The organism is Paracoccus aestuariivivens (assembly GCF_009711225.1).
Classification (GTDB): Bacteria; Pseudomonadota; Alphaproteobacteria; order Rhodobacterales; family Rhodobacteraceae; genus Paracoccus; species Paracoccus aestuariivivens.
Genome location: NZ_WMIE01000014.1, coordinates 37,760 through 57,229, shown reverse-complemented (window position 1 = coordinate 57,229; position 19,470 = coordinate 37,760). Strand labels below are relative to the sequence as shown.

At 60.7% G+C, this 19,470-nt stretch carries 11 protein-coding genes and 1 tRNA gene; 9 read left to right on the top strand and 3 right to left on the bottom strand.

Annotated features, from left to right (window positions below; all coding sequences use genetic code 11):
- The first annotated feature begins 243 nt into the window (after positions 1-243).
- Positions 244-1,263: an autotransporter domain-containing protein gene (locus tag GL286_RS16860; protein ID WP_155096744.1), complete on the top strand. Its 1,020-nt coding sequence runs from the start codon at positions 244-246 to the stop codon at positions 1,261-1,263.
- Between the two features lie 326 nt (positions 1,264-1,589).
- Here the strand turns inward: GL286_RS16860 and GL286_RS16855 are convergent, their stop codons facing one another.
- A complete protein-coding gene (locus GL286_RS16855; protein ID WP_155096743.1) occupies positions 1,590-2,330 on the bottom strand; it encodes a cyclic nucleotide-binding domain-containing protein in 741 nt (246 codons plus the stop codon).
- 185 nt (positions 2,331-2,515) lie between these two features.
- On the opposite strand from GL286_RS16855, the gene GL286_RS16850 reads away from it, so the two are divergent.
- The 3 genes from GL286_RS16850 to GL286_RS16840 all read left to right on the top strand — a co-directional run bounded on the left by GL286_RS16850 (position 2,516) and on the right by GL286_RS16840 (position 6,009).
- Complete coding sequence (locus GL286_RS16850; RefSeq protein ID WP_155096742.1) at positions 2,516-4,489, top strand: alkyl/aryl-sulfatase; 1,974 nt, start codon at positions 2,516-2,518, stop codon at positions 4,487-4,489.
- Between the two features lie 355 nt (positions 4,490-4,844).
- Positions 4,845-5,570, top strand: coding sequence for a Hint domain-containing protein (locus GL286_RS16845; RefSeq protein WP_155096741.1), 726 nt, complete (start codon positions 4,845-4,847; stop codon positions 5,568-5,570).
- A gap of 363 nt (positions 5,571-5,933) precedes the next feature.
- Positions 5,934-6,009: transfer RNA gene (locus tag GL286_RS16840), tRNA-Thr, on the top strand.
- A 371-nt stretch (positions 6,010-6,380) separates the two neighbouring features.
- On the opposite strand, the gene GL286_RS16835 is transcribed toward GL286_RS16840, so the two are convergent.
- Both GL286_RS16835 and GL286_RS16830 read right to left on the bottom strand, forming a co-directional pair.
- Positions 6,381-7,679, bottom strand: a complete 1,299-nt coding sequence (locus GL286_RS16835) for an MFS transporter (protein ID WP_155096740.1) — start codon at positions 7,677-7,679, stop codon at positions 6,381-6,383.
- 226 nt (positions 7,680-7,905) lie between these two features.
- A complete protein-coding gene (locus GL286_RS16830) occupies positions 7,906-9,903 on the bottom strand; it encodes a bifunctional 2',3'-cyclic-nucleotide 2'-phosphodiesterase/3'-nucleotidase (protein ID WP_155096739.1) in 1,998 nt (665 codons plus the stop codon).
- A 147-nt stretch (positions 9,904-10,050) separates the two neighbouring features.
- On the opposite strand from GL286_RS16830, the gene GL286_RS16825 reads away from it, so the two are divergent.
- From GL286_RS16825 to GL286_RS16805, 5 genes are all read left to right on the top strand, one after another.
- A complete protein-coding gene (locus tag GL286_RS16825; protein WP_155096738.1) occupies positions 10,051-11,295 on the top strand; it encodes an Hsp70 family protein in 1,245 nt (414 codons plus the stop codon).
- Between the two features lie 124 nt (positions 11,296-11,419).
- Complete coding sequence (locus tag GL286_RS16820) at positions 11,420-12,592, top strand: AI-2E family transporter (protein WP_155096737.1); 1,173 nt, start codon at positions 11,420-11,422, stop codon at positions 12,590-12,592.
- A gap of 123 nt (positions 12,593-12,715) precedes the next feature.
- A complete protein-coding gene (locus GL286_RS16815; protein ID WP_155096736.1) occupies positions 12,716-16,042 on the top strand; it encodes a transglutaminase family protein in 3,327 nt (1,108 codons plus the stop codon).
- Positions 16,043-16,050: 8 nt separating this feature from the next.
- Entirely contained in the window at positions 16,051-18,459 is a 2,409-nt protein-coding gene (locus GL286_RS16810) for a circularly permuted type 2 ATP-grasp protein (protein WP_155096735.1), read from the top strand.
- Positions 18,456-19,439: a transglutaminase family protein gene (locus GL286_RS16805; RefSeq protein ID WP_343038921.1), complete on the top strand. Its 984-nt coding sequence runs from the start codon at positions 18,456-18,458 to the stop codon at positions 19,437-19,439. The genes GL286_RS16810 and GL286_RS16805 overlap by 4 nt, the downstream gene beginning before the upstream one ends.
- Positions 19,440-19,470: the final 31 nt, after the last annotated feature.

Below are 19,470 nucleotides of genomic sequence, written 5' to 3'. Positions count from 1 at the left end.
CGCGGATATCTATGCAGATCTGATCGGCCCACACAGGGATTTCCAGCCGACCCAAGGTCAGCGCCAACCGACAGAATAGCCAAGCCATCGGACCAAAAAGCAACAGTCGTTCCACAATGTGTCCGCTCTATCCTGGCGCCACCTAAAACACGCAGTTCTGGTCTTGACCACGCGCACCATCTCAAGAATGAGCCGAAACACTCGGGCAATTGATAGCCAGCCATTCTTTGGAAAGAGCACCCTGTGACGACTGACGCACGGCATCTTGTTGAAAAACCTGACCTTGATCATCTGGCTTCCGTTAAAGATTGCGCATTCGCTGTGGTCTCGGTGATCGGCCTGTCTTTCGCAGCCGCAAGCCCCTCATCGGCGCTCTCGATCAGCAATGTCCTCAGTTACTCGATCGAGAACCAGGCCGAGGGCGTTCTGGCCCTGCTTGGCATTTCGGCCATCCCGGATTCGGCATCGAGCGCTCTGCAGCTCAAAGGTAACCTCGCCCGTGGCTCCAGATCGAAATTCGAGGCATGGCAGGTCAGCGGCGGCTTCACCTGGAGCGAGGACCTACCGCTCTATCTGGAAGGATCGATTGGGTATAACCGGTACAACCCTGATCTGCTGATCACCGAAGATGCCGAAAGCGCACGTTTTCGTCCAAAATGGACCGGGATTGCCGCGACCGGCGGTATCGGTTGGGACTTTCATTTGACGGATACGCTGACGTTTCGTCCGATCCTGAACCTGACCTATGGGAAAGTATTCAGCGACACACAATACGTCGCCCAGTTCATTGCCGAGAGCCTTGGTAACTACAACACCGCTTTCATCAAGGATGGTGGCCTGACCGTCGGAGGTTACGGCGGTGCACTTGCCCTCGTCTATAATGAAACCTGGGATGACGGGTCTGAGGCGGATGCGGTCCTGCGCTATACCGATATTCACCTTCAGCCGATAGGCGGCGACAAGGATGTCGTGGGTTCGGCATCGGCGAGAACGCTTGCCCTTTGGTCACGTCTTCGGGTTCCGAACTCGTTGGAGGCCTTTGGTAGTCCGATGCGGACAGTCTACGAATTTTCAGCGTCGTACCTTGCGGGCGATCAGGGCGAAATCCTGCACACCGACTGGCTTGCTCAGATCGGGGTTGGCCTCGAGGTCAACACCGAGAAGACCAAGGTTCCTATGATCGACGAAGGCCGTCTGGTTTTCCGCTACACGATGGGCGAGAAGCTGAACGGCTGGGGCGTTGGATTGGCGGTCAGCTTTTGATCGGACCAGAGTGCTGTAGCATTGATGCTGTAACCGCCCCCCCAAACGGCATCGAATGTGCCAGGGTGGGATCGCAATAATCCACTTTGGGAGGCGTTCACGGATTGTCAGGTTAATTCCCCGTGGATGTGCTCGGTCGGGGTGTTCATGTCGCAAGGGCGAACACTTACGTGCAGCGAATGCGAACGGCCGGTTTGTCCGCATCACCCTGCCCTAGAATCGAGAGCCCATTCAGACGGTCGAGCGAGGCGCAGCACAGATCGTCGCGGTATTACAGCTGCTAACTCGACCGCGGGCAGCGATCTCACCTGTGGGAGACACGATGCTCAGCCAATTGCCGACGGATAGTGAAGAATCGCATTCTCGCCGCATAACGATAGCAATTTTTCGCGGTCCGTCACCCGAATTCGGCCATAGCCAAGGTCCAGACAGTTTAGATCGTGAAGGCGCTTCAAGACCCGCTGCAATGTAGGTTGTGACAGAGCTACCAACTCACCGAGCTTTGCTTGCGACAGTTGAATCCATCCTTCGGGATCCGGGGCTTGCTCCAACTGCATCAGCAGACGTAGCGCGACACGCGATTCCGATGACGCAATCGAGACATTTGCCAGAAGAAAAAAGGTCGTCGCAAAATTCTCGTATGTCAGGGCATAGAAATCGCGGACAACGCTCGGTTCTCGCTCCGCAAGATCCCGAAGTTCGTCTGCGCCGATTTCTACAACGGTAGTGCTGGCTGCAGCATGGACGGAAACAAGCCTTTTTGCCGAAGACATCAGCGCGAGATCGCCTACCCAAAATCCGGGATCGGCACGGTGAAATGTAAAGTCATTGCCATCAGCGCGAGGGATGGAGACATCCAGCGCCCCAGCGACCAAACCAAATACACCATTTGGCGTGTCGCCTAACAAATAGAGCGGTTTTCCTGCCTCAAATGTCCGCAAGCGTGCAATTTCGGCTATCTGATCGCGAAATCGTTCAGAACGCTGCGCAAACCATCCTTTCATTGAAAGGCGAGATAGAGCCTCCGTCAGACCAAATTGGTCGGAAAATATTTCCGGCGATTTCACCCCAATCCCCTCAAATGAATTTTTTGCACAGGTCTGTAACCACTAAGGTAACCTCAACCACAGATCGAATCGAAGTTGGTCGTCAAGGGAAGTGGTCGCGGCTCGAGCCTGACTTGCATCACTTTCGCAAATTGGCCTGCTCCGCCCCTGCGACGCGCGTTCAAAATATAATGCAGGTGAAACACATGCCTATTCCAAGACGCTTGATGACTTCTGCGGCGCTGGTTGCGATCCTTGCGGTTCCCGCGATCGCGCAGGACGATCCGCGCAAGGAAGCAAGCCAAGCTACCATCGCCGAAAATGCGAAGCTGCTCGATTACCTTCCATTCGACGACAAGACGGATTTCGAGAATGCCAACAAGGGCAAGCTGGCCGATCTGCCGTCCGAGTTGATCAACACGGCAGATGGTGCGCTGATCTGGGACCCGGGCAAATACGGCTTCATCAAGGAAGGCTCCGAGGCCCCGGCTTCGGTCAACCCAAGCCTGTGGCGTCAATCGCAGCTGATCAACATCAGCGGCCTGTTTGAGGTGGTCAAGGACGGAATCTATCAGGTGCGCAACCTCGATCTGTCGAACATGACGATCATCGAGGGCAAAGAGGGGATCACCATCGTTGACCCGCTGGTCTCGGCAGAAACGGCCAAGATCGCGCTGGACCTTTATTACAAGAACCGCGGCGAAAAACCGGTCAAGGCTGTCATCTACACGCATAGCCACGTCGACCATTATGGAGGCGTCCGCGGCGTCACCAGCGATGAAGATGTCGCAAGCGGCAAGACCAAGATCTACGCGCCCGACGGATTCCTTGAAGCAGCGGTGGCCGAGAACGTCTTTGCCGGCACGGCCATGAGCCGACGCGCCAGCTATATGTATGGCAACCTGTTGCCACCAGACGAAAAGGGTCAGGTCGGCGCTGGCCTTGGCACCACCACCTCGGCCGGCACCGTAACCCTGATCCCGCCGACCGATATCATCACCAAGACCGGCCAAAAAGAGACCATCGACGGTCTAACCTATGAGTTTCTGATGGCGCCGGGTTCGGAAGCGCCGTCGGAAATGCTCTGGTATGTCGAGGACTACAAGGCAATCGAAGCCTCCGAAGACGCGACCCACACCCTGCACAACACCTATTCGCTTCGCGGTGCCAAGATCCGCGAGCCGTTGCCGTGGTCAAAATATTTGAATGAAGCGTTGGTGATGTGGGGCGACGATGCCGAGGTGATCTTTGCACAACACCATTGGCCCACGTGGGGCAACGAAAACGTGGTCGAATTGCTTGAAAAGCAGCGTGACCTCTATCGTTATATCAACGACACAACGCTCAACATGGTCAACAAGGGCATGACCATGCGCGAGATCGCCGAGAACTTCAAACTGCCACCCGCTCTCGACAAGTTCTGGGCCAGCCGCGGCTATTACGGGTCGATCTATCACAATGTCGCCGCAACTTATGTCCTGTATCTGGGCTGGTTCGACGGCAACCCCTCGACCCTGCACGAATTGCCGCCCGCTGAAGGGGCCAAAAAATTCGTCGAATACATGGGCGGTGCGGATGCAGTGATGACCAAGGCCAAGGCCGATTTTGATGCGGGCAATTACCGCTGGGTCGCCGAGGTCATGAACAAGGTCGTCTTTGCTGATCCCGAGAACCAGCCGGCAAAAGACCTAACAGCCGACGCATTGGAGCAATTGGGCTATCAGGCTGAATCCGGCCCTTGGCGGAACTTCTATCTCTCGGGTGCACAAGAGCTTCGCAAGGGCGTCGCGCAGCTACCGACCCCGAACACCGCCAGCCCTGACACCATCGAAGCTATGTCGCTGGAGATGATCTTCGACTATGCCGGTGTGCGTCTCGACAGCGAAAAGGCGGGCGATGCCAATATCAAGCTGAACTTCGATTTCGGTGCGGATGGCAAGTATCTCGTCGAGCTTGAGAACGGCGTTCTGAACCACACCAAGGACATTCAGGCCGACGATGCTGGAGCCACGGTGACCCTGCCGCGCAGTGCGCTGAACAAGATCATGCTGGGCGAGGAAACCTTGGATCAGGCCACGTCCTCGGGCGAGGTAAAGGTCACGGGCGATTCGGCCAAGTTGACCCAACTTGTCTCGTATCTCGACAAATTCGAGTTCTGGTTCAATATCGTGACCCCCTAAATGCCTTTGGAAAGGCGGCGTGATGGAACGCCGCCTTTTCTGCCCGCACGCGCGAATAACGCGCCACCTCCGAGTGCCCTACCCATCACTGTAATGCGAGTTTGTAAGAATGACAGCTAGTTACGAAATCGGTACTGCAGCACTATACCGCGTCGACAACAGCACAAACCCTCCGACATATACACTTATCACGGGTGACACTTCCGGCGAGCAGGGGTCTGCCATTTCATCAAGCCCGGTTCCGTATGACACCACGCTGACCACGACTGACGGAGGCTCCCTTGATAATGAGAACTTCGAAGTAGGGGAGAACACCAGCAGCCCTGCCGGTCTTGCAGGGCAATACGAAGGTGTCATGAATATCAATGGCACGGACTATCTGATGTTTTCGAACACTTCGGGCAATGGAACGGTCTATCTGGTGTCCTCCTCGACCGATACCTCCAGCTATCCGACGAATTTCACGCCGGATGATGTCAACACCGACCCGTTCCCCGAATGCTTTGCTGCAGGCACGCTGATCGCAACCCCGAAGGGCGAGATCCCCGTCGAATTGCTGGAAATCGGAGATCACGTCCTGACCGAGGATGGGCGCAGCGTCGAGATCAAATGGGTCGCGCGCCAGACCCTGCACAAGGTCTATACGCCCGCCGAGCGGTTTGTTCCCGTTCGCGTCAAGGAGGGCGCGCTTGGCGCGGGCATGCCGCATCGCGATCTGGTGCTGACGGCCGCCCATGCCTTGGTCATCGAGGATCTGGCAATCAACGCCGGTGCGTTGGTGAACGGCACAAGCATCGTCTTTGATCCCGTCGAGACCTTGCCCGAGCGGGTCACCTACTACCATATCGAGACCGAGGCGCATGACGTGATCCTTGCGAATGGCGTGGCTGCCGAATCCTTCGTCGATTATGTGGGTCGTCGGGCATTCGACAATTACCACGAATATATCGGCATGTATGGTTCCGAGCGGGTCATCCGCGAGATGCAGCGCCCGCGCATTTCGGCCCGCCGACTAGTCCCTGCCGCGCTTCGCTCGAAGCTCGAAGGTCTAGCGGTCAAAGCGATGCAGTTGGTCGGATAGCCAGACGTAGCGCAGTCTCGTTACTGGAACGGGGAGGAGACGGTTATCGTTTCCTCCCTTTTTGCTATCATTTAGAAAAGGCTGCAAACGCAACCACGCAAAGCACGATGGTGCTAAGCCGGAAAACCTCTTGCTTAATGAGTGTTTGGCAGGCAGTCATGCACAGCCAGCCAGAACAGAACGGAAACAGAACGTGAATGTGGGAACCATTGTGGGAACCCTTCGCACGGCCCTTCAACCAAACCTCTGAAACAGGAAGTCAATCAACATCGCAAGGCCCTTATCATATCTGTGGTTTGCTATGAAAAATCAGGTTTTTATATCCTTGCAGACGCCGCCCCGTCGGTCTAATTCTATCGCAGCGCCGGTTTAGCTCAGCAGGTAGAGCAGCTGATTTGTAATCAGAAGGTCGTGGGTTCGATTCCTATAACCGGCACCATTTCTAACACAGAAATGCTTTTGTACCGCCCTGCCATCGGGACGCATTCGAGCGGCTCTTTCGGCGAAGATCATTCCGGGCAGTGCTGCACGAGCACCGAGAATCAACGGCATTACCAAAGCAAAATAGTACGCAGACGCCCCAACCGCAGTCTTCAATCCCAATATCTTTGCGACAGGTATCGACGGAAAAAATGGTAGTACCGATAACCCGCCGCCGCCACCAATCCATCGCAACTGCAACAAGCCAGAACGACGCAGAGCCCTTGCGGGTTCGTCCTCTAGTCCCCGTTCGGCCCAAGGGTAAAGGCAATCGGAATGCAAACGGGGGCAGCCAAAGCCGCCCCCCCTATACTTAGTTTTCCAGTCGGATCAGACTTCGTCGCGGCCCGAGGCCCACAAGCACAGCAAGGTCACAACTGACGCGGCCAGCATGTAGTAGCCGACATGGCCAAGACCGTAAGTCTTTTGCAGCCAGGTCGCGGCATAAGGTGCCAGCGACGCGCCAAAGATACCGGCGAAGTTGAAGGTGATCGACGAACCGGTATAGCGCACTTGCGTCGGGAAAGGTGCAGCCAGCGCCGCGCCGATCACGCCATAGGTCAGCCCCATCAGGAACATGCCCACGGTGACGAAGACGTATAGCGCGCCCTCGCTGCCGCTCATCAGGGGCGCCAGCAGGAACGAGAAAGCACCGATCAGCACGGTCACGACCATCAGGAACGGACGGCGGCCCACACGGTCGGCAATCTTGCCCGCAATCGGGATGGCAATGCCGAAGATCACCGAGCCGAAGATCTGCAGTTTCAGCGCGTCAAGGAACGGAACGGCGCGGACCTTGACGTTATAGGACAGCAGCCAAGCCGAGCAGATGTAGAACAGAACGAAGGTCACCAGCGCGACGAATGTGCCCAGGAACAGACTGCGCTTGTGGTTGCGGAAGACCTCGACCACGGGAACGGCGGCGCGTTTGTCCTTTTTGACAGCCTCGGCGAACTCGGGAGTCTCGGTGATCGACAGGCGCACCCACAGGCCCAGCACGATCAGGATGATCGAAGCAAGGAAGGGCAGACGCCAACCCCATGCCAGCAGGTCCTCTTGCGACATGAAGTGCAGCAAAACCCAGAAGAAGCCCGACGACAGGAACAGCCCGACCGGCGCGCCCAGTTGCGGGAACATGCCGTACCAGCTGCGTTTGCCTTCAGGGGCGTTCTCGGTCGCAAGCAGCACGGCCCCGCCCCATTCGCCACCAAGGCCGAAACCCTGACCAAAGCGGCACAGCGCCAGAAGCGCCGGAGCCGCAACGCCGATCTGCGCATAGGTCGGAAGCAGGCCGATAATGACCGTCGAGACACCCATCGTCAGCAAGGCGGCAACCAGCGTGGCCTTGCGGCCAATGCGATCGCCGAAATGGCCGAACACGATGGCACCGAACGGGCGGGCAAAGAACGCGATCGAGAAGGTCGCGAACGAAGCCAGCAGCGCCGTCGTCGGATCGCTTGCGGGGAAAAACAGCGCCGGGAACACAAGAACGGCGGCGGTAGCGTAAACGTAGAAGTCGAAAAATTCGATGGTTGTGCCAATAAGGCTGGCAAGCAACACCTGCGCCGGAGAGTTGACACGGGTCTGGCCGCGCGCCGTCTGGGGCGCGCCGATGGTCTGGTCAGTCATTTCGTTCTGGTCCGCAATTTCAAGGAGGGGAGCATCGCGGAAGATGCGCTTGGCGCGCATAGCCGATGACCGCGCCGATGGAAACACCGTGCGAGTCCTGATATTGCGTTTGCATAGCTGGTTTGCGCAACGGAATTAGCTCAAACCAATATAGGTCAGCAATTATTCCATAATTTTACCTATTGCAAGGGTCGCGGGCAAGAATTTTCCCTGCCCGCGAAATTCCTCACAGTGTGATGCGGAAACGGGTGAAACCGCCCTCGCCTTCGCCGATTTCCTCGATGGCGAGGTCGCGTGCGCGCATGGTTTCCAGATAGTCGCGGGCTTTGGGGCCGGTCTCGAAAACTGCGGTGGCCCCTTCAATCGGGGCGAACCGCCAATTCGCATCCGCCTTGGGCGAGATCGTGCCCTGTTCGACGATATAGCGCACCAGAACGTCGCGATTGGTGTCCGGCGCCGCCAGAATGACGGTCGAACCATCCGCGCCCGGAAACTCTCCGCCACCCGAGGCGCGATAGTTATTCGTTGCAATGACGAATTCCTGCGCCGGATCGACGGGCTTGCCGTCATACGCCAGATCCTTGATCCGGTTCGCATCGGCATCGAGCAGCTTGCCGTCATCGGCATTGTATCTGGACGGTTGGCTCAGGTCGATCCGATAGGTCACGCCGTCGATCACATCGAAATTATAGGATCGGAAGTCCGGATTCAGCAGCGGAGCGTCCTTGGTTCCGGCGGTGATCTGGTTGAATTGCCCTGCCGAGCGTTCGAGCCAATCCTTGAGTTGGGCTCCGGTCACTTTCACGACCTGCAGGGTGTTCGGGTACAGATACAAATCGGCCACGTTCTTGATCGCCACCGGACCTTTCGGAACATCGGTGTAGTAATCCGGCCCGCCGCGCCCGCCTGCCTTGAAAGGCGCCGCAGCCGAAAGCAACGGCAGGGCCTCGTATTCGCCGCCTTTCAGCAATTGCCGGACATACCAGAGCTGCGCCAGCGAAACGATCTGCACCGACGGATCATCGGCCACCTGAGCAAAATAGCTGAACAGCGGCGCGTCGGTCTGCCCGACCTCGGCGCGAACATAGTCCAGCGTTGCTTCGTGGCCCGCTTTGGCGGCGGCAAGCGCAGGGGCGTAATCGCCGACCAAGGCCTCGATCTTGCGGTCCTCGGTCCGGCGCGAGATCGGCCGCGCCTCGGACACGGCATCGGCGACCTTCCAGCCTTTGCCGTCATGTTCAAGCAGCAGATCGATCAGCCCCATATGCGAGCCCCAGAATCCGGCCATGACGGCAGGCACGCCCTTGATCTTGCCGGTCGGAAGGTCCAGCCCCTCGCCACTATAGTCGTCCGAGGGCCAAACCCCGTGGGCGTGACCCATCACGATGCCGTCGATCCCCTCGATATCGGCAAGGTAGTAGGATGCGTTCTCCATTCCCGGCGTCGCCGGATCGGTCGAAAGGCCGGAATGCGACAGCGCGATGACGACATCGGCACCCTGCCGACGCATTTCGGGAACCCAGACGCGGGCGGCCTCGATAATGTCGCGCGTTTCGTATTTGCCCTGCAGGTGGCCCGCATCCCATTGCATGATCTGAGGCGGCACAAAGCCGATCAGGCCGATGCGGATCGGACGTTCCTTGCCCGCACCATCGCGCAACTGTCGCTCGAGGATGGTGAAAGGCTGAAAAACCAGTGCGTCGTCTTCGGGCTTCGCCCCCAGCTTGCGGGCGAAGTTGGCGCAGACAATCGGGCGGGTCGTCGTCTTGGTCACATGGTCAAGGAAATCCATGCCATAGTTGAACTCGTGATTGCCGACCGTGCCTGCGTCGAATTCCAGCGTGTTCATTGCGGCGATCACCGGATGGGTATCGCCATCCTTCATGCCCTTTTTATAGGCCATGTAATCGCCCAGCGGGTTGCCTTGGATATAGTCCCCGTTATCGACCAGAATCGAGTTTCCCGCCTCGGACCGGATCGCCTCGATCAGGCTGGCGGTGCGGGACAGACCGACGGTGTCGTTCGGTTTGTCGGCGTAATAGTCGTAGGGATAGATGTGGCAATGCAGATCGGTGGTCGACAGGATGCGCAAATGCGCCTGCCCCGCCTGCGCCTTGGCGGCAAAGGGATGCAGCACCACGCCTCCGACCATTGCGGCAGAGCTGACAAGGAAATTTCGACGGGACAGCGACAAGGGGTTTCTCCTGCAAGGTCCGGAAAGCATTGATCCGGCATGAGGCTTGCCGATCCGTATGGCAACGTCAAATGACAAACGAGCGGCAGGCGGACATCTGCTTTGTCGCGCCTGACCGCTTGTCATGTGCCGGATTCGCGGCTATCAGCCTCGGCTTTTCGCGGTAAGGGACAGGACATGGGCGACATTCTTGCCATCGACTTCGGCACGTCGAACAGCGCGGCTGCGATCCTGCAGGACGGGGCCATCCGTCGCATCCCGATCGAGGATGGCGCGGACACCTTGCCCACCGCGGTTTTCTTCCCGACGCGGGGCGGGTCCATGCGGATCGGCGCGGCCGCTGCCGAGGCCCTGATCGAAGGCGATGACGGTCGCTACATGCGCGCGCTGAAAAGCGTACTGGGCACATCGCTCGTCCATGACAAGCGGCTGATCGGCGGCAAACGCCGCACCATCGCCGACATCGTCACCGACTTCCTGCGCGAGGTCAAATCCCGCGCCGAGGCTTCCAGCGGCAAGCGTTTCAGCCGCGTGCTCTCGGGCCGTCCGGTGCATTTCCACACGAACAACCCCGAACGTGACACGCAGGCCGAAGCCGATCTGCGCGCATGCTATCTTGCCGCCGGTTTCGATGAGGTCAGCTTTCTTGTCGAGCCCGAGGCAGCCGCCCTTGCCTCGCATGGCCTTGGTCGCGCCGGAGGTCTGGGGCTGATCGTCGATATCGGCGGCGGCACGTCGGATTTCTCGGTTTTCCGCAGCAACGGTGATAGCGCCGAAATCCTCGCCAATCACGGCATCCGCCTTGGCGGCACCGATTTCGACCATGCCGTTTCCATGAGCCATGCCATGCCCGCTTTGGGTCACGGCGGCGAGTTGAAACGCGAAATGGGCGCGGGACTGCTGCCGGTCCCGAATGCGGTCTATTCCGAACTGGCGACATGGGCGCGCATCCCGTTCCTGTATACGCCCGAGACCCGCCGCATGGCGCAGGATATGGCAAAGCTTGCGGTCGATCGTAAAGCCATGGGACGGCTTGTAACCGTACTGGACGAGGAATTGGGCCATGAGCTGGCCTTCGCGGTCGAACGCGGCAAGATCGCTGCCAATGGCGGCGGCAACGACGCCAGCATCCGGATGGGCTTTATCGAGCCGGGTTTGTCCTGCGCTGTCACACCCGCCTCGCTGCACGCATCACTTGTCAGTCATCGCGATGAATTGACCGCCGCCGCGCGCGAGACGCTTGCCTTGGCCGAGGTCACGCCAGATCAGATCGAGAGCGTCATTCTTGTCGGCGGCTCAAGCCTGATGGAGCTGGTCACGGGGGTCTCGCGCGACCTGTGTCCCGCCGCCGATCTTCAGCGCTCTGAGGCATTCACCGCCGTCGTAGACGGCTTGGCACTGGCCACGGAACGGGCGGTCTGACTTCATCACCGCGTCACTTTTTGCGGTCAGACATGAGGAAACGATCCCCCCTGCCCGCCCATTCGCCGCTTGCAGCCCGGTGCGATCTGTTATGATGTGAACCCGCGCATACCGGACGAGAATGATGACGACAGCCGAGGCAACCGACCGCAAGACCAGCAAGACCACTGCCGCGCAGGTACGCGCGACAGGGCTTCGTCCGCACCGCCAGCCGCTTCTGACCAATATTTCGGCGGCGAGATGGCTGCTTCTGGGGATCGTGCTGGCCTCGGTCTATTTCTTCCACGGCTTTCTGGTTCCGGTTCTGGCCGCTGCGGTGATCGCGCTGGCAAGCTGGCCGCTGCGCCAGCGCGGAGTCTACCAGTTCGGCGTTGGCCGCACGTTGACCGCGACGGCGATGGTGCTGATCCTTGTCTGCTTCCTTGTCATTCCGATCGCGATGGCGCTGGTCTATGCCTTTCGGGAGCTGCGCGAATGGATCAACTGGGCGATCCTTGTGAATGCCTCGGGGGCACCTACTCCGGCATGGATGATCGACCTGCCGCAGGTCGGACCTTGGCTGGACGAGCAATGGCGCACCTATATCGGCCATCCTGGCGGCATCAGCGAAATCGTGCAGGCAGTCTCGGGTTCGAATATCGGGACGATCTATCGCGGCGCCCTGACGGCAGGGTCGCTCGCCTTCCATCTGGCTTTAACGCTGCTGTTCATGCTGATCACGCTGTTCGTGCTGTATCGCGATGGCGACCGGATGGTGGCGCAGCTTGACCGCGTCGGCGCGCGCATCCTGCCCGACCGCTGGGACCGCCTGTCCCGCGTCGTCCCCGCCACGATCAGTTCGACCGTGACCGGCATGACCCTGATCGCCATTGGCGAGGGCGTCATTCTAGGCACCGCCTATTGGATCGCGGGCGTTCCTTCGCCGGTGACATTCGGCGTCATCACCGGCTTCATGGCGCTGATCCCGGGCGGCGCACCGCTGTCATTCACTCTGGTCTCGGCCTATCTGGCGGCCAGCGGATCGCCCGTCGCGGGTCTGGCCCTGTTCCTTTGGGGTACGTGCGAGTTGTTCATCGTCGACAAGACCATCCGCCCGCTTCTGGTCGGCGGTCCGGTCAAGCTGCCGTTCCTGCCGACATTTTTCGGCCTGATCGGCGGGGTCAAGACCCTTGGGATCGTCGGGCTATTCGTGGGTCCGGTGCTGATGGCGCTGCTGGTCTCGATCTGGCGCGAATGGCAGCGCGAGATTTCCGAGGACGAGATCCGACTTGCCAAGGCGCCCTCCACGCCCGAGTGACCGCGCGACTGCCTGCTTTTTAGCCATATCTCTGTCTGCCGGACATCGCGGAGCCTTCGCGCGGTTTCCAAACCCCGCATGGCGCTGCTAGCAATTTGTCAAGCAACAGGAAGCGGACGGACCATGTCGATCAAGGCCAGCATCTATCACCTGACCCATTACAAATACGACGCTCCCGTTATCCTTGGCCCACAGATCATCCGGCTGCGCCCAGCGCCCTACAGCCGGACCCGCGTGATTTCCCATGCGCTGAAGGTCAGCCCCGGCGGCCATTTCGTGAACCACCAGCTTGATCCGTTCGGCAATTGGCTTGCCCGCTTCGTCTTCCCCGAACCCGTCCGCGAGTTGAAGATCGAGGTCGATCTGGTCGCCGACATGACCGTCTACAACCCGTTCGACTTCTTCACCGAGGACAGCGCCGAGTTCTGGCCCTTCGACTATCCCGGAGATCTGGTCGAGGATCTGTCGATCTACCGCCGCCCCGACCCCGCCGGCCCGGCGCTGCAGAAGCTTCTGGACAGCATCCCGCGCGAGAAACAGCGCACGACCGATTTCATCGTCTGGCTGAATGCCCGCATCTCGCAATTGGTAAACTACACGATCCGCCTTGAGCCGGGTGTGCAAGACCCCGAGGAAACGCTGACCCTTGCCAGCGGCTCGTGCCGCGATTCAAGCTGGCTGCTGGTGCAGACCCTGCGGCATCTGGGCTTTGCCGCGCGTTTCGTCTCGGGCTACCTGATCCAATTGAAGCCCGACCTGAAGGCGCTGGATGGGCCATCCGGCACAGACCACGACTTCACCGACCTTCATGCTTGGGCCGAGGTCTATCTGCCCGGCGCGGGCTGGATCGGGCTGGACCCAACCTCGGGGCTGCTGACGGGGGAAAGCCATATCCCCTTGGCCGCAACCCCGCATTACCGCAATGCCGCGCCGATCAGCGGCGGCTATACTGGTGTTGCAAATACCGAATTCGACTTCGACATGCAGATCCGTCGCGTGGCGGAACATCCGCGCATCACCAAGCCGTTCAGCGACGCGGCTTGGGACAATCTGGACGCGCTTGGGCAAAAAGTCGATGCCGCGCTGAATGCGGGCGATGTGCGCCTGACCATGGGCGGCGAGCCGACCTTTGTCTCGATCGACGATTTCGAAAGCGCCGAATGGAACACCGCTGCCGTCGGTCCGGTCAAACGCACCCTTGCCGATCAGTTGATCCGACGCTTGCGCAACCGCTTCGCACCGGGCGGCTTCCTGCATTACGGACAGGGCAAATGGTATCCGGGTGAAAGCCTGCCGCGCTGGACCTTCTCGCTGTATTGGCGGCGCGACGGTCAGCCCGTGTGGCAGCATCCCGAACTGATCGCGACCGAGGGCGTCGATCACAAGGCCACGCCGCTGCAATCGCAGGAACTGCTTCGCGAGATCGCCGCCGAGTTGGACGTGCCGACCGACAATATCGTTCCCGCCTTCGAGGACCCTGCCGAATGGCTGGTCAAAGAGGCGAACCTGCCCGAGAACGTCACCCCCGAGAACTCGAAGCTGAAAGACCCCGAAGAGCGCCACCGCATCGCCACTGTCTTCAATCGTGGCCTGACCGAGCCGGTGGGCTTCGTCCTGCCGGTGCAGCCTTGGCAGGGCCACGCTGGCAAGCGAAAATGGCATTCCGAGGCATGGCGGTTGCGGCGCGGCAAGATGTTCCTCGTCCCCGGCGATAGCGCGGTCGGCTATCGCCTGCCCTTGGGCAGCCTGCCGCATCTGACGGCGGGCCAATATCCCTATGTGAACCCGATGGACCCGACCATCGCGCGTCCCGACCTGCCCGAGCCGATTCCAATCGCGGCCGCCCGCAGGGCGCAACCCACCGCCAGTTTCGTGGCGGATGCCCCACAGCAATCCTTCAACGAGCAATCGGTTACCGAGGTCGAGGGCTTCGTACGCACTGCACTGACGGTCGAACCCCGCGACGGGCGGCTTTGCGTCTTCATGCCGCCGGTGACCATGCTCGAGGATTATCTCGATCTCCTGCATGCCGCCGAGGCCGCCGCTTTGCGCCTTGGCCTGAAGGTCCATATCGAGGGCTATGCGCCGCCGCATGACCCGCGCCTGAACGTGATCCGCGTCGCCCCCGATCCCGGCGTGATCGAGGTCAACATCCACCCAGCCCAGAACTGGCAGGATTGCGTCGACGTCACCACGGCGGTCTATGAGGAAGCCCGCCAATGCCGCCTTGGTGCGGATAAGTTCATGATCGACGGCAAGCATACCGGCACCGGCGGCGGCAACCATGTCGTCGTCGGCGGGCAAACCACGATGGACAGCCCCTTCCTGCGCCGTCCCGATCTGCTGGCCAGTCTGATCCTGCATTGGAACCGGCATCCCTCGCTCAGCTACCTCTTCTCGGGTCTGTTCATCGGCCCGACGAGCCAAGCCCCCCGCATCGACGAAGCGCGCCACGACGCGCTTTACGAATTGGAAATCGCGCTGGCCCAGATCCCCGCCCCCGGAGAAGGGATGCCGCCCCAGCCTTGGCTGGTGGATCGCTTGCTGCGAAACATGCTGACCGATGTGACCGGCAACACCCACCGCGCCGAGATCTGCATCGACAAGCTTTACTCCCCCGACGGCCCCACGGGGCGTCTGGGCCTGATCGAGTTCCGCGGCTTCGAGATGCCGCCCGATGCCCGCATGAGCCTTGCCCAGCAGCTTCTGATCCGCGCTCTGATCGCACGTTTCTGGGCCAATCCGGCCAAAGGCGAACTGACCCGCTGGGGCACGGCTTTGCATGACCGCTTCATGCTGCCGCATTACCTCTGGCAGGATTTCCGCGATGTGCTGGCCGATCTGCGCCAGCACGGCTTCGACCTCAGCGAGGAATGGTTCGAGGCCAGCCGCGAGTTCCGCTTCCCCTTCTGCGGCGAGGTCGAATACGAGGGCGCGCATCTGGAACTGCGCCAAGCCCTTGAGCCTTGGCATGTCCTTGGCGAAACCGGCGCGATCGGCGGCACGGTGCGCTATACCGACAGTTCGACCGAGCGGCTACAGGTCAAGCTGACCACCACGGACCCGAGCCGCTACCATGTCCTGTGCAACGGCCGCCGCGTGCCGCTGCAATCCGTGGGCGGGGGCGAGGCCGTGGCGGGCGTCCGCTTCAAGGCATGGCAACCGGCCTCGGCGATCCATCCCGTCCTGCGTGTTGATGCCCCGCTGACCTTCGACATCTGGGATATTTGGTCGGGCCGCAGTCTGGGCGGTTGCACCTATCACGTCGCCCATCCCGGTGGACGCAACTACGACACCTTCCCCGTCAACGGGAACGAGGCCGAGGCCCGTCGCCTTGCCCGCTTCCAACCCAATGGCCATACGACCGGCCACGCCTTCCGGCCACAGTCCGAACGAATCTCGCCCGAATTCCCCATGACTCTTGACCTGCGCAGACCCGTGGGCCTCTAGTCTGGTCCATGGAATCTGCCGGATCACAAACGAAAACCGCCGCCCAACCCCGTCGCGCGACGCTGGGGATCGATAGCTATGCCGCGCTGCAAAGCGTGCCGGACGAAATGCTGGGGCCGGATGGGAAAATCCGTCCGGTCTGGCTGCCGCTGCTCGATCATCTGGAAAAGCTGCCGCCCGAAAATCTGGTGCGCTCGCTGGCGCGCGCGAACCAGTATCTGCGCGACTCCGGCGTGTTCTACCGGCAATATGGCAGCGGTGCCTCGACCGAGCGGCCATGGCCGCTCAGCCATATCCCCGTCCTGATGGCGGAAGCCGATTGGGAGGAAATCTCGGCCGGACTGATTCAGCGCGCCGAGTTACTGGAAATGGTGATGGCCGATCTGTACGGGCCGAACCAACTGGTGGCATCGGGGCATCTGCCGCCCTCGCTTGTGGCATCGAACCCGCAATGGCTGCGTCCGATGGTCGGTGTGCAGCCAAGGATGGGCAATTACCTGCATTTCATCGCATTCGAGATCGGACGCGGCCCGAAAGGCAAGTGGTGGGTGCTGTCGGACCGCACCCAAGCCCCCTCGGGCGCAGGCTATGCGCTGGAAAACCGCGTCGCGACCTCGCGGGCCTTTGCCGATCTTTATTCGGAACAGAACGTCCACCGCCTTGCGGGCTTCTTCCGCGATTTCCGCGACCGCCTGCTACAGGAACCCCTGAACAGCGACGCCCGCATCGCGATCCTGACCCCCGGCCCGTGGAACGAAACCTATTTCGAACAGGCATGGATCGCGCGCTATCTGGGCTTCATGCTGGTCCAAGGTGACGATCTGGTGGTCGAGGAAGGCCGCCTGATGGTCCGCACCGTTTCGGGATTGCGCCCCATCGACCTGTTGTGGCGGCGGATGGATGGCGATTATGTCGATCCGCTGGAGTTGAACCCCGCCTCGCGTATCGGCACACCCGGCATGGTCTCGGCCCTGCGAAGTGGTGGTCTGAGTATGTTGAACGCGCTGGGATCGGGCGTGCTCGAGGCGCGGGCGATGATGGCGTTCCTGCCCAAGCTGTCGCCGCTATTGACCGGTCAGCCGCTGGCCATGCCGAATATCGCGACCTGGTGGCTGGGCAGTCCCGCCGAACGCGAAGCGGTTCTGGCCGACCCCAGCCATATGGCGCTTAGCCGCGCGCTGGATACCGGCCTGCCCTTTGAAAACGATCCGCCGGCGATTCTGGCCTCGTCGCTCGAATGGATCGAACTGGAACGCCGTCTTGCCGCCGAAGGTCCGGATCTGGTCGCGCAGGAAACCGTCAGCCTGTCTACGACACCCGCATTGATCGACGGCCGCATCCAGCCCCGTCCTCTCAGCCTGCGGGTGTTTCTGGCCCGCACCGCGGATGGATGGCAGGTCATGCCAGGTGGTTTCGCCCGCATCGGGTCAACGGCGGACCCGACGGCGCTTGCCATGCAGCGCGGCGGCGCCGCCGCCGATGTCTGGATCGTCAGCGAAAACGAGGTCCCCGCGATCACCATGGCCCCGCCGCGGCGCGGACCATATCGCCGAAACGCTCCGGCAACGCTGCCGTCGCGGGCGGCGGATAACCTGTTCTGGATGGGCCGTTATGTCGAGCGGACCGAACAGGTCGTCCGCATCCTGCGCGCCCGCCATATCCGCGAGGCCGAAAGCGGTCGCGGCGCCGAGCCGCTGCAGAACGCCTTGGACATCCTGCTTGAGGATTACGGCATCGTACCGGGAGATCCGATCCCCGAGGGCGTGATCGCTACCCTATCTGCCGCCGTTGGCAGCGCCGGACAGGTGCGCGACCGCTTTTCGACCGATGGTTGGTCAGCACTTGTCGATCTGGAAAAGACAGCCAAGTTGCTGGCGGGCAAGGTTGCGGCCGGTGACGATGCCGCGCGTGCGCTGTCAGCGATCCTGCGCAAGATCGCCGGATTCTCGGGCCTCGTGCATGAGAACATGTACCGCTTTTACGGCTGGCGTTTCCTGACGCTGGGACGGTTGCATGAACGCGCTTTGGGCATGACAGGCGTGGTATCCGCGCTGGCTCGCCCCGATGCCCCCCACGGCGCGCTGGATCTGTGCGTCGAACTGGGCGACAGCGTTCTGACCCACCGCCAACGCTACGCGATTTCCACCTCGCGCGAGACGGTCATCGACCTTCTGGTGCTTGATCCGCTGAACCCCCGCTCGGTCCGTCATCAGATCGACCAGATGATGGCGCAGGTCAGCGAATTGCCGGGCTCGGTCGGCAATGGCGAATATTCCGCCTTGGCCCGCGCTGTCCTGCGCTGCCAGACCGAGGTCGCGACACAGACCCCCGAAACGCTGGACACCGAAGCGCTTGACGCCATCGCCGAGCAGGTCTCTGATCTGTCCGTCCTTCTGACCGAGGCATATTTGCGGTGACCACCTATCGTATGCAGGTCATGTTCCAATACGAATTCGAACGCCCCGCCGGTTCGGGACGGCAACTGTTCCGCGTCCTGCCGACGACCATTCCCGGCACGCAATCAGTCGAAAGCGCCAATATCCGCATCGACCCCGATCCGGTCGAGACCCGCGACTTCATCGACTTTTTCGGGACAAGAGTGATCGAACTGGTCATGCCTGCCGGCATCACCGAACTGGAATTCGTCCTTGAAGCCGAAGTCCACCGCGCCGCGCACCAGATCGGACTGGATATTTCCGCACCGCTTGGCCGGATGGCAGTCGAAATTGCGAACCAACGCAGTCTGAATGCCGCGTCGCCGCATCACTTTCTGGCGGCGACGCCCCGTATCCCCCATGTCCCCGAGATTGCCGCCTATGCCCGCAAGGCCACGTCTGATGCCGCCACCGCCCGCGAGGCGGTCGAGAAATTGGGGCTGGCACTGAACCGCGACATTGCCTTTGATGCCGAGGCCACGGATGTGAACACCCCTCCCGCCGAGGCGTTCCGCCTGAAACGCGGTGTTTGTCAGGATTTTGCCCAGATCATGGTGGCGGGCCTGCGCAGCCTGAACATTCCTGCCGCCTATGTCGGAGGTTATCTGCGCACTTTGCCTCCACCCGGTCAGCCGCGTCTGGTCGGCGCGGATGCAAGCCATGCTTGGGTCAGAGCGTGGTGTGGCGCGGATGCGGGCTGGATCGACTACGATCCGACCAATGCCTGTTTCGCGCTAGGCGATCATATAGATATCGGCTTTGGCCGCGATTACGACGATGTCGCTCCGGTGACCGGCATGATGCGGCTGGACGGTGCGCAGACCGGAAAGCACAGCGTCGATATCGAGGAAGCGCCGGTCCAAAACCAGTCCGCGACACCCAGTTGGACACCGCTGGCGCTGGATCTAGGCCCTAAATCCCGCAGCCGCCGCACCGAAGATATCGTGCGCGAGCCAAGCTGAACGAAAAAGGGGCGGAACCTGCGCTCCGCCC

Coding starts and splice junctions, on each gene's coding strand:
- GL286_RS16850 (WP_155096742.1), top strand. CDS start 2,516: ATGCCTATTCCAAGACGCTTGATGACTTCTGCGGCGCTGGTTGCGATC.
- GL286_RS16845 (WP_155096741.1), top strand. CDS start 4,845: ATGAATATCAATGGCACGGACTATCTGATGTTTTCGAACACTTCGGGC.
- GL286_RS16835 (WP_155096740.1), bottom strand. CDS start 7,679: ATGACTGACCAGACCATCGGCGCGCCCCAGACGGCGCGCGGCCAGACC.
- GL286_RS16830 (WP_155096739.1), bottom strand. CDS start 9,903: ATGCTTTCCGGACCTTGCAGGAGAAACCCCTTGTCGCTGTCCCGTCGA.
- GL286_RS16825 (WP_155096738.1), top strand. CDS start 10,051: ATGGGCGACATTCTTGCCATCGACTTCGGCACGTCGAACAGCGCGGCT.
- GL286_RS16820 (WP_155096737.1), top strand. CDS start 11,420: ATGACGACAGCCGAGGCAACCGACCGCAAGACCAGCAAGACCACTGCC.
- GL286_RS16815 (WP_155096736.1), top strand. CDS start 12,716: ATGTCGATCAAGGCCAGCATCTATCACCTGACCCATTACAAATACGAC.
- GL286_RS16810 (WP_155096735.1), top strand. CDS start 16,051: ATGGAATCTGCCGGATCACAAACGAAAACCGCCGCCCAACCCCGTCGC.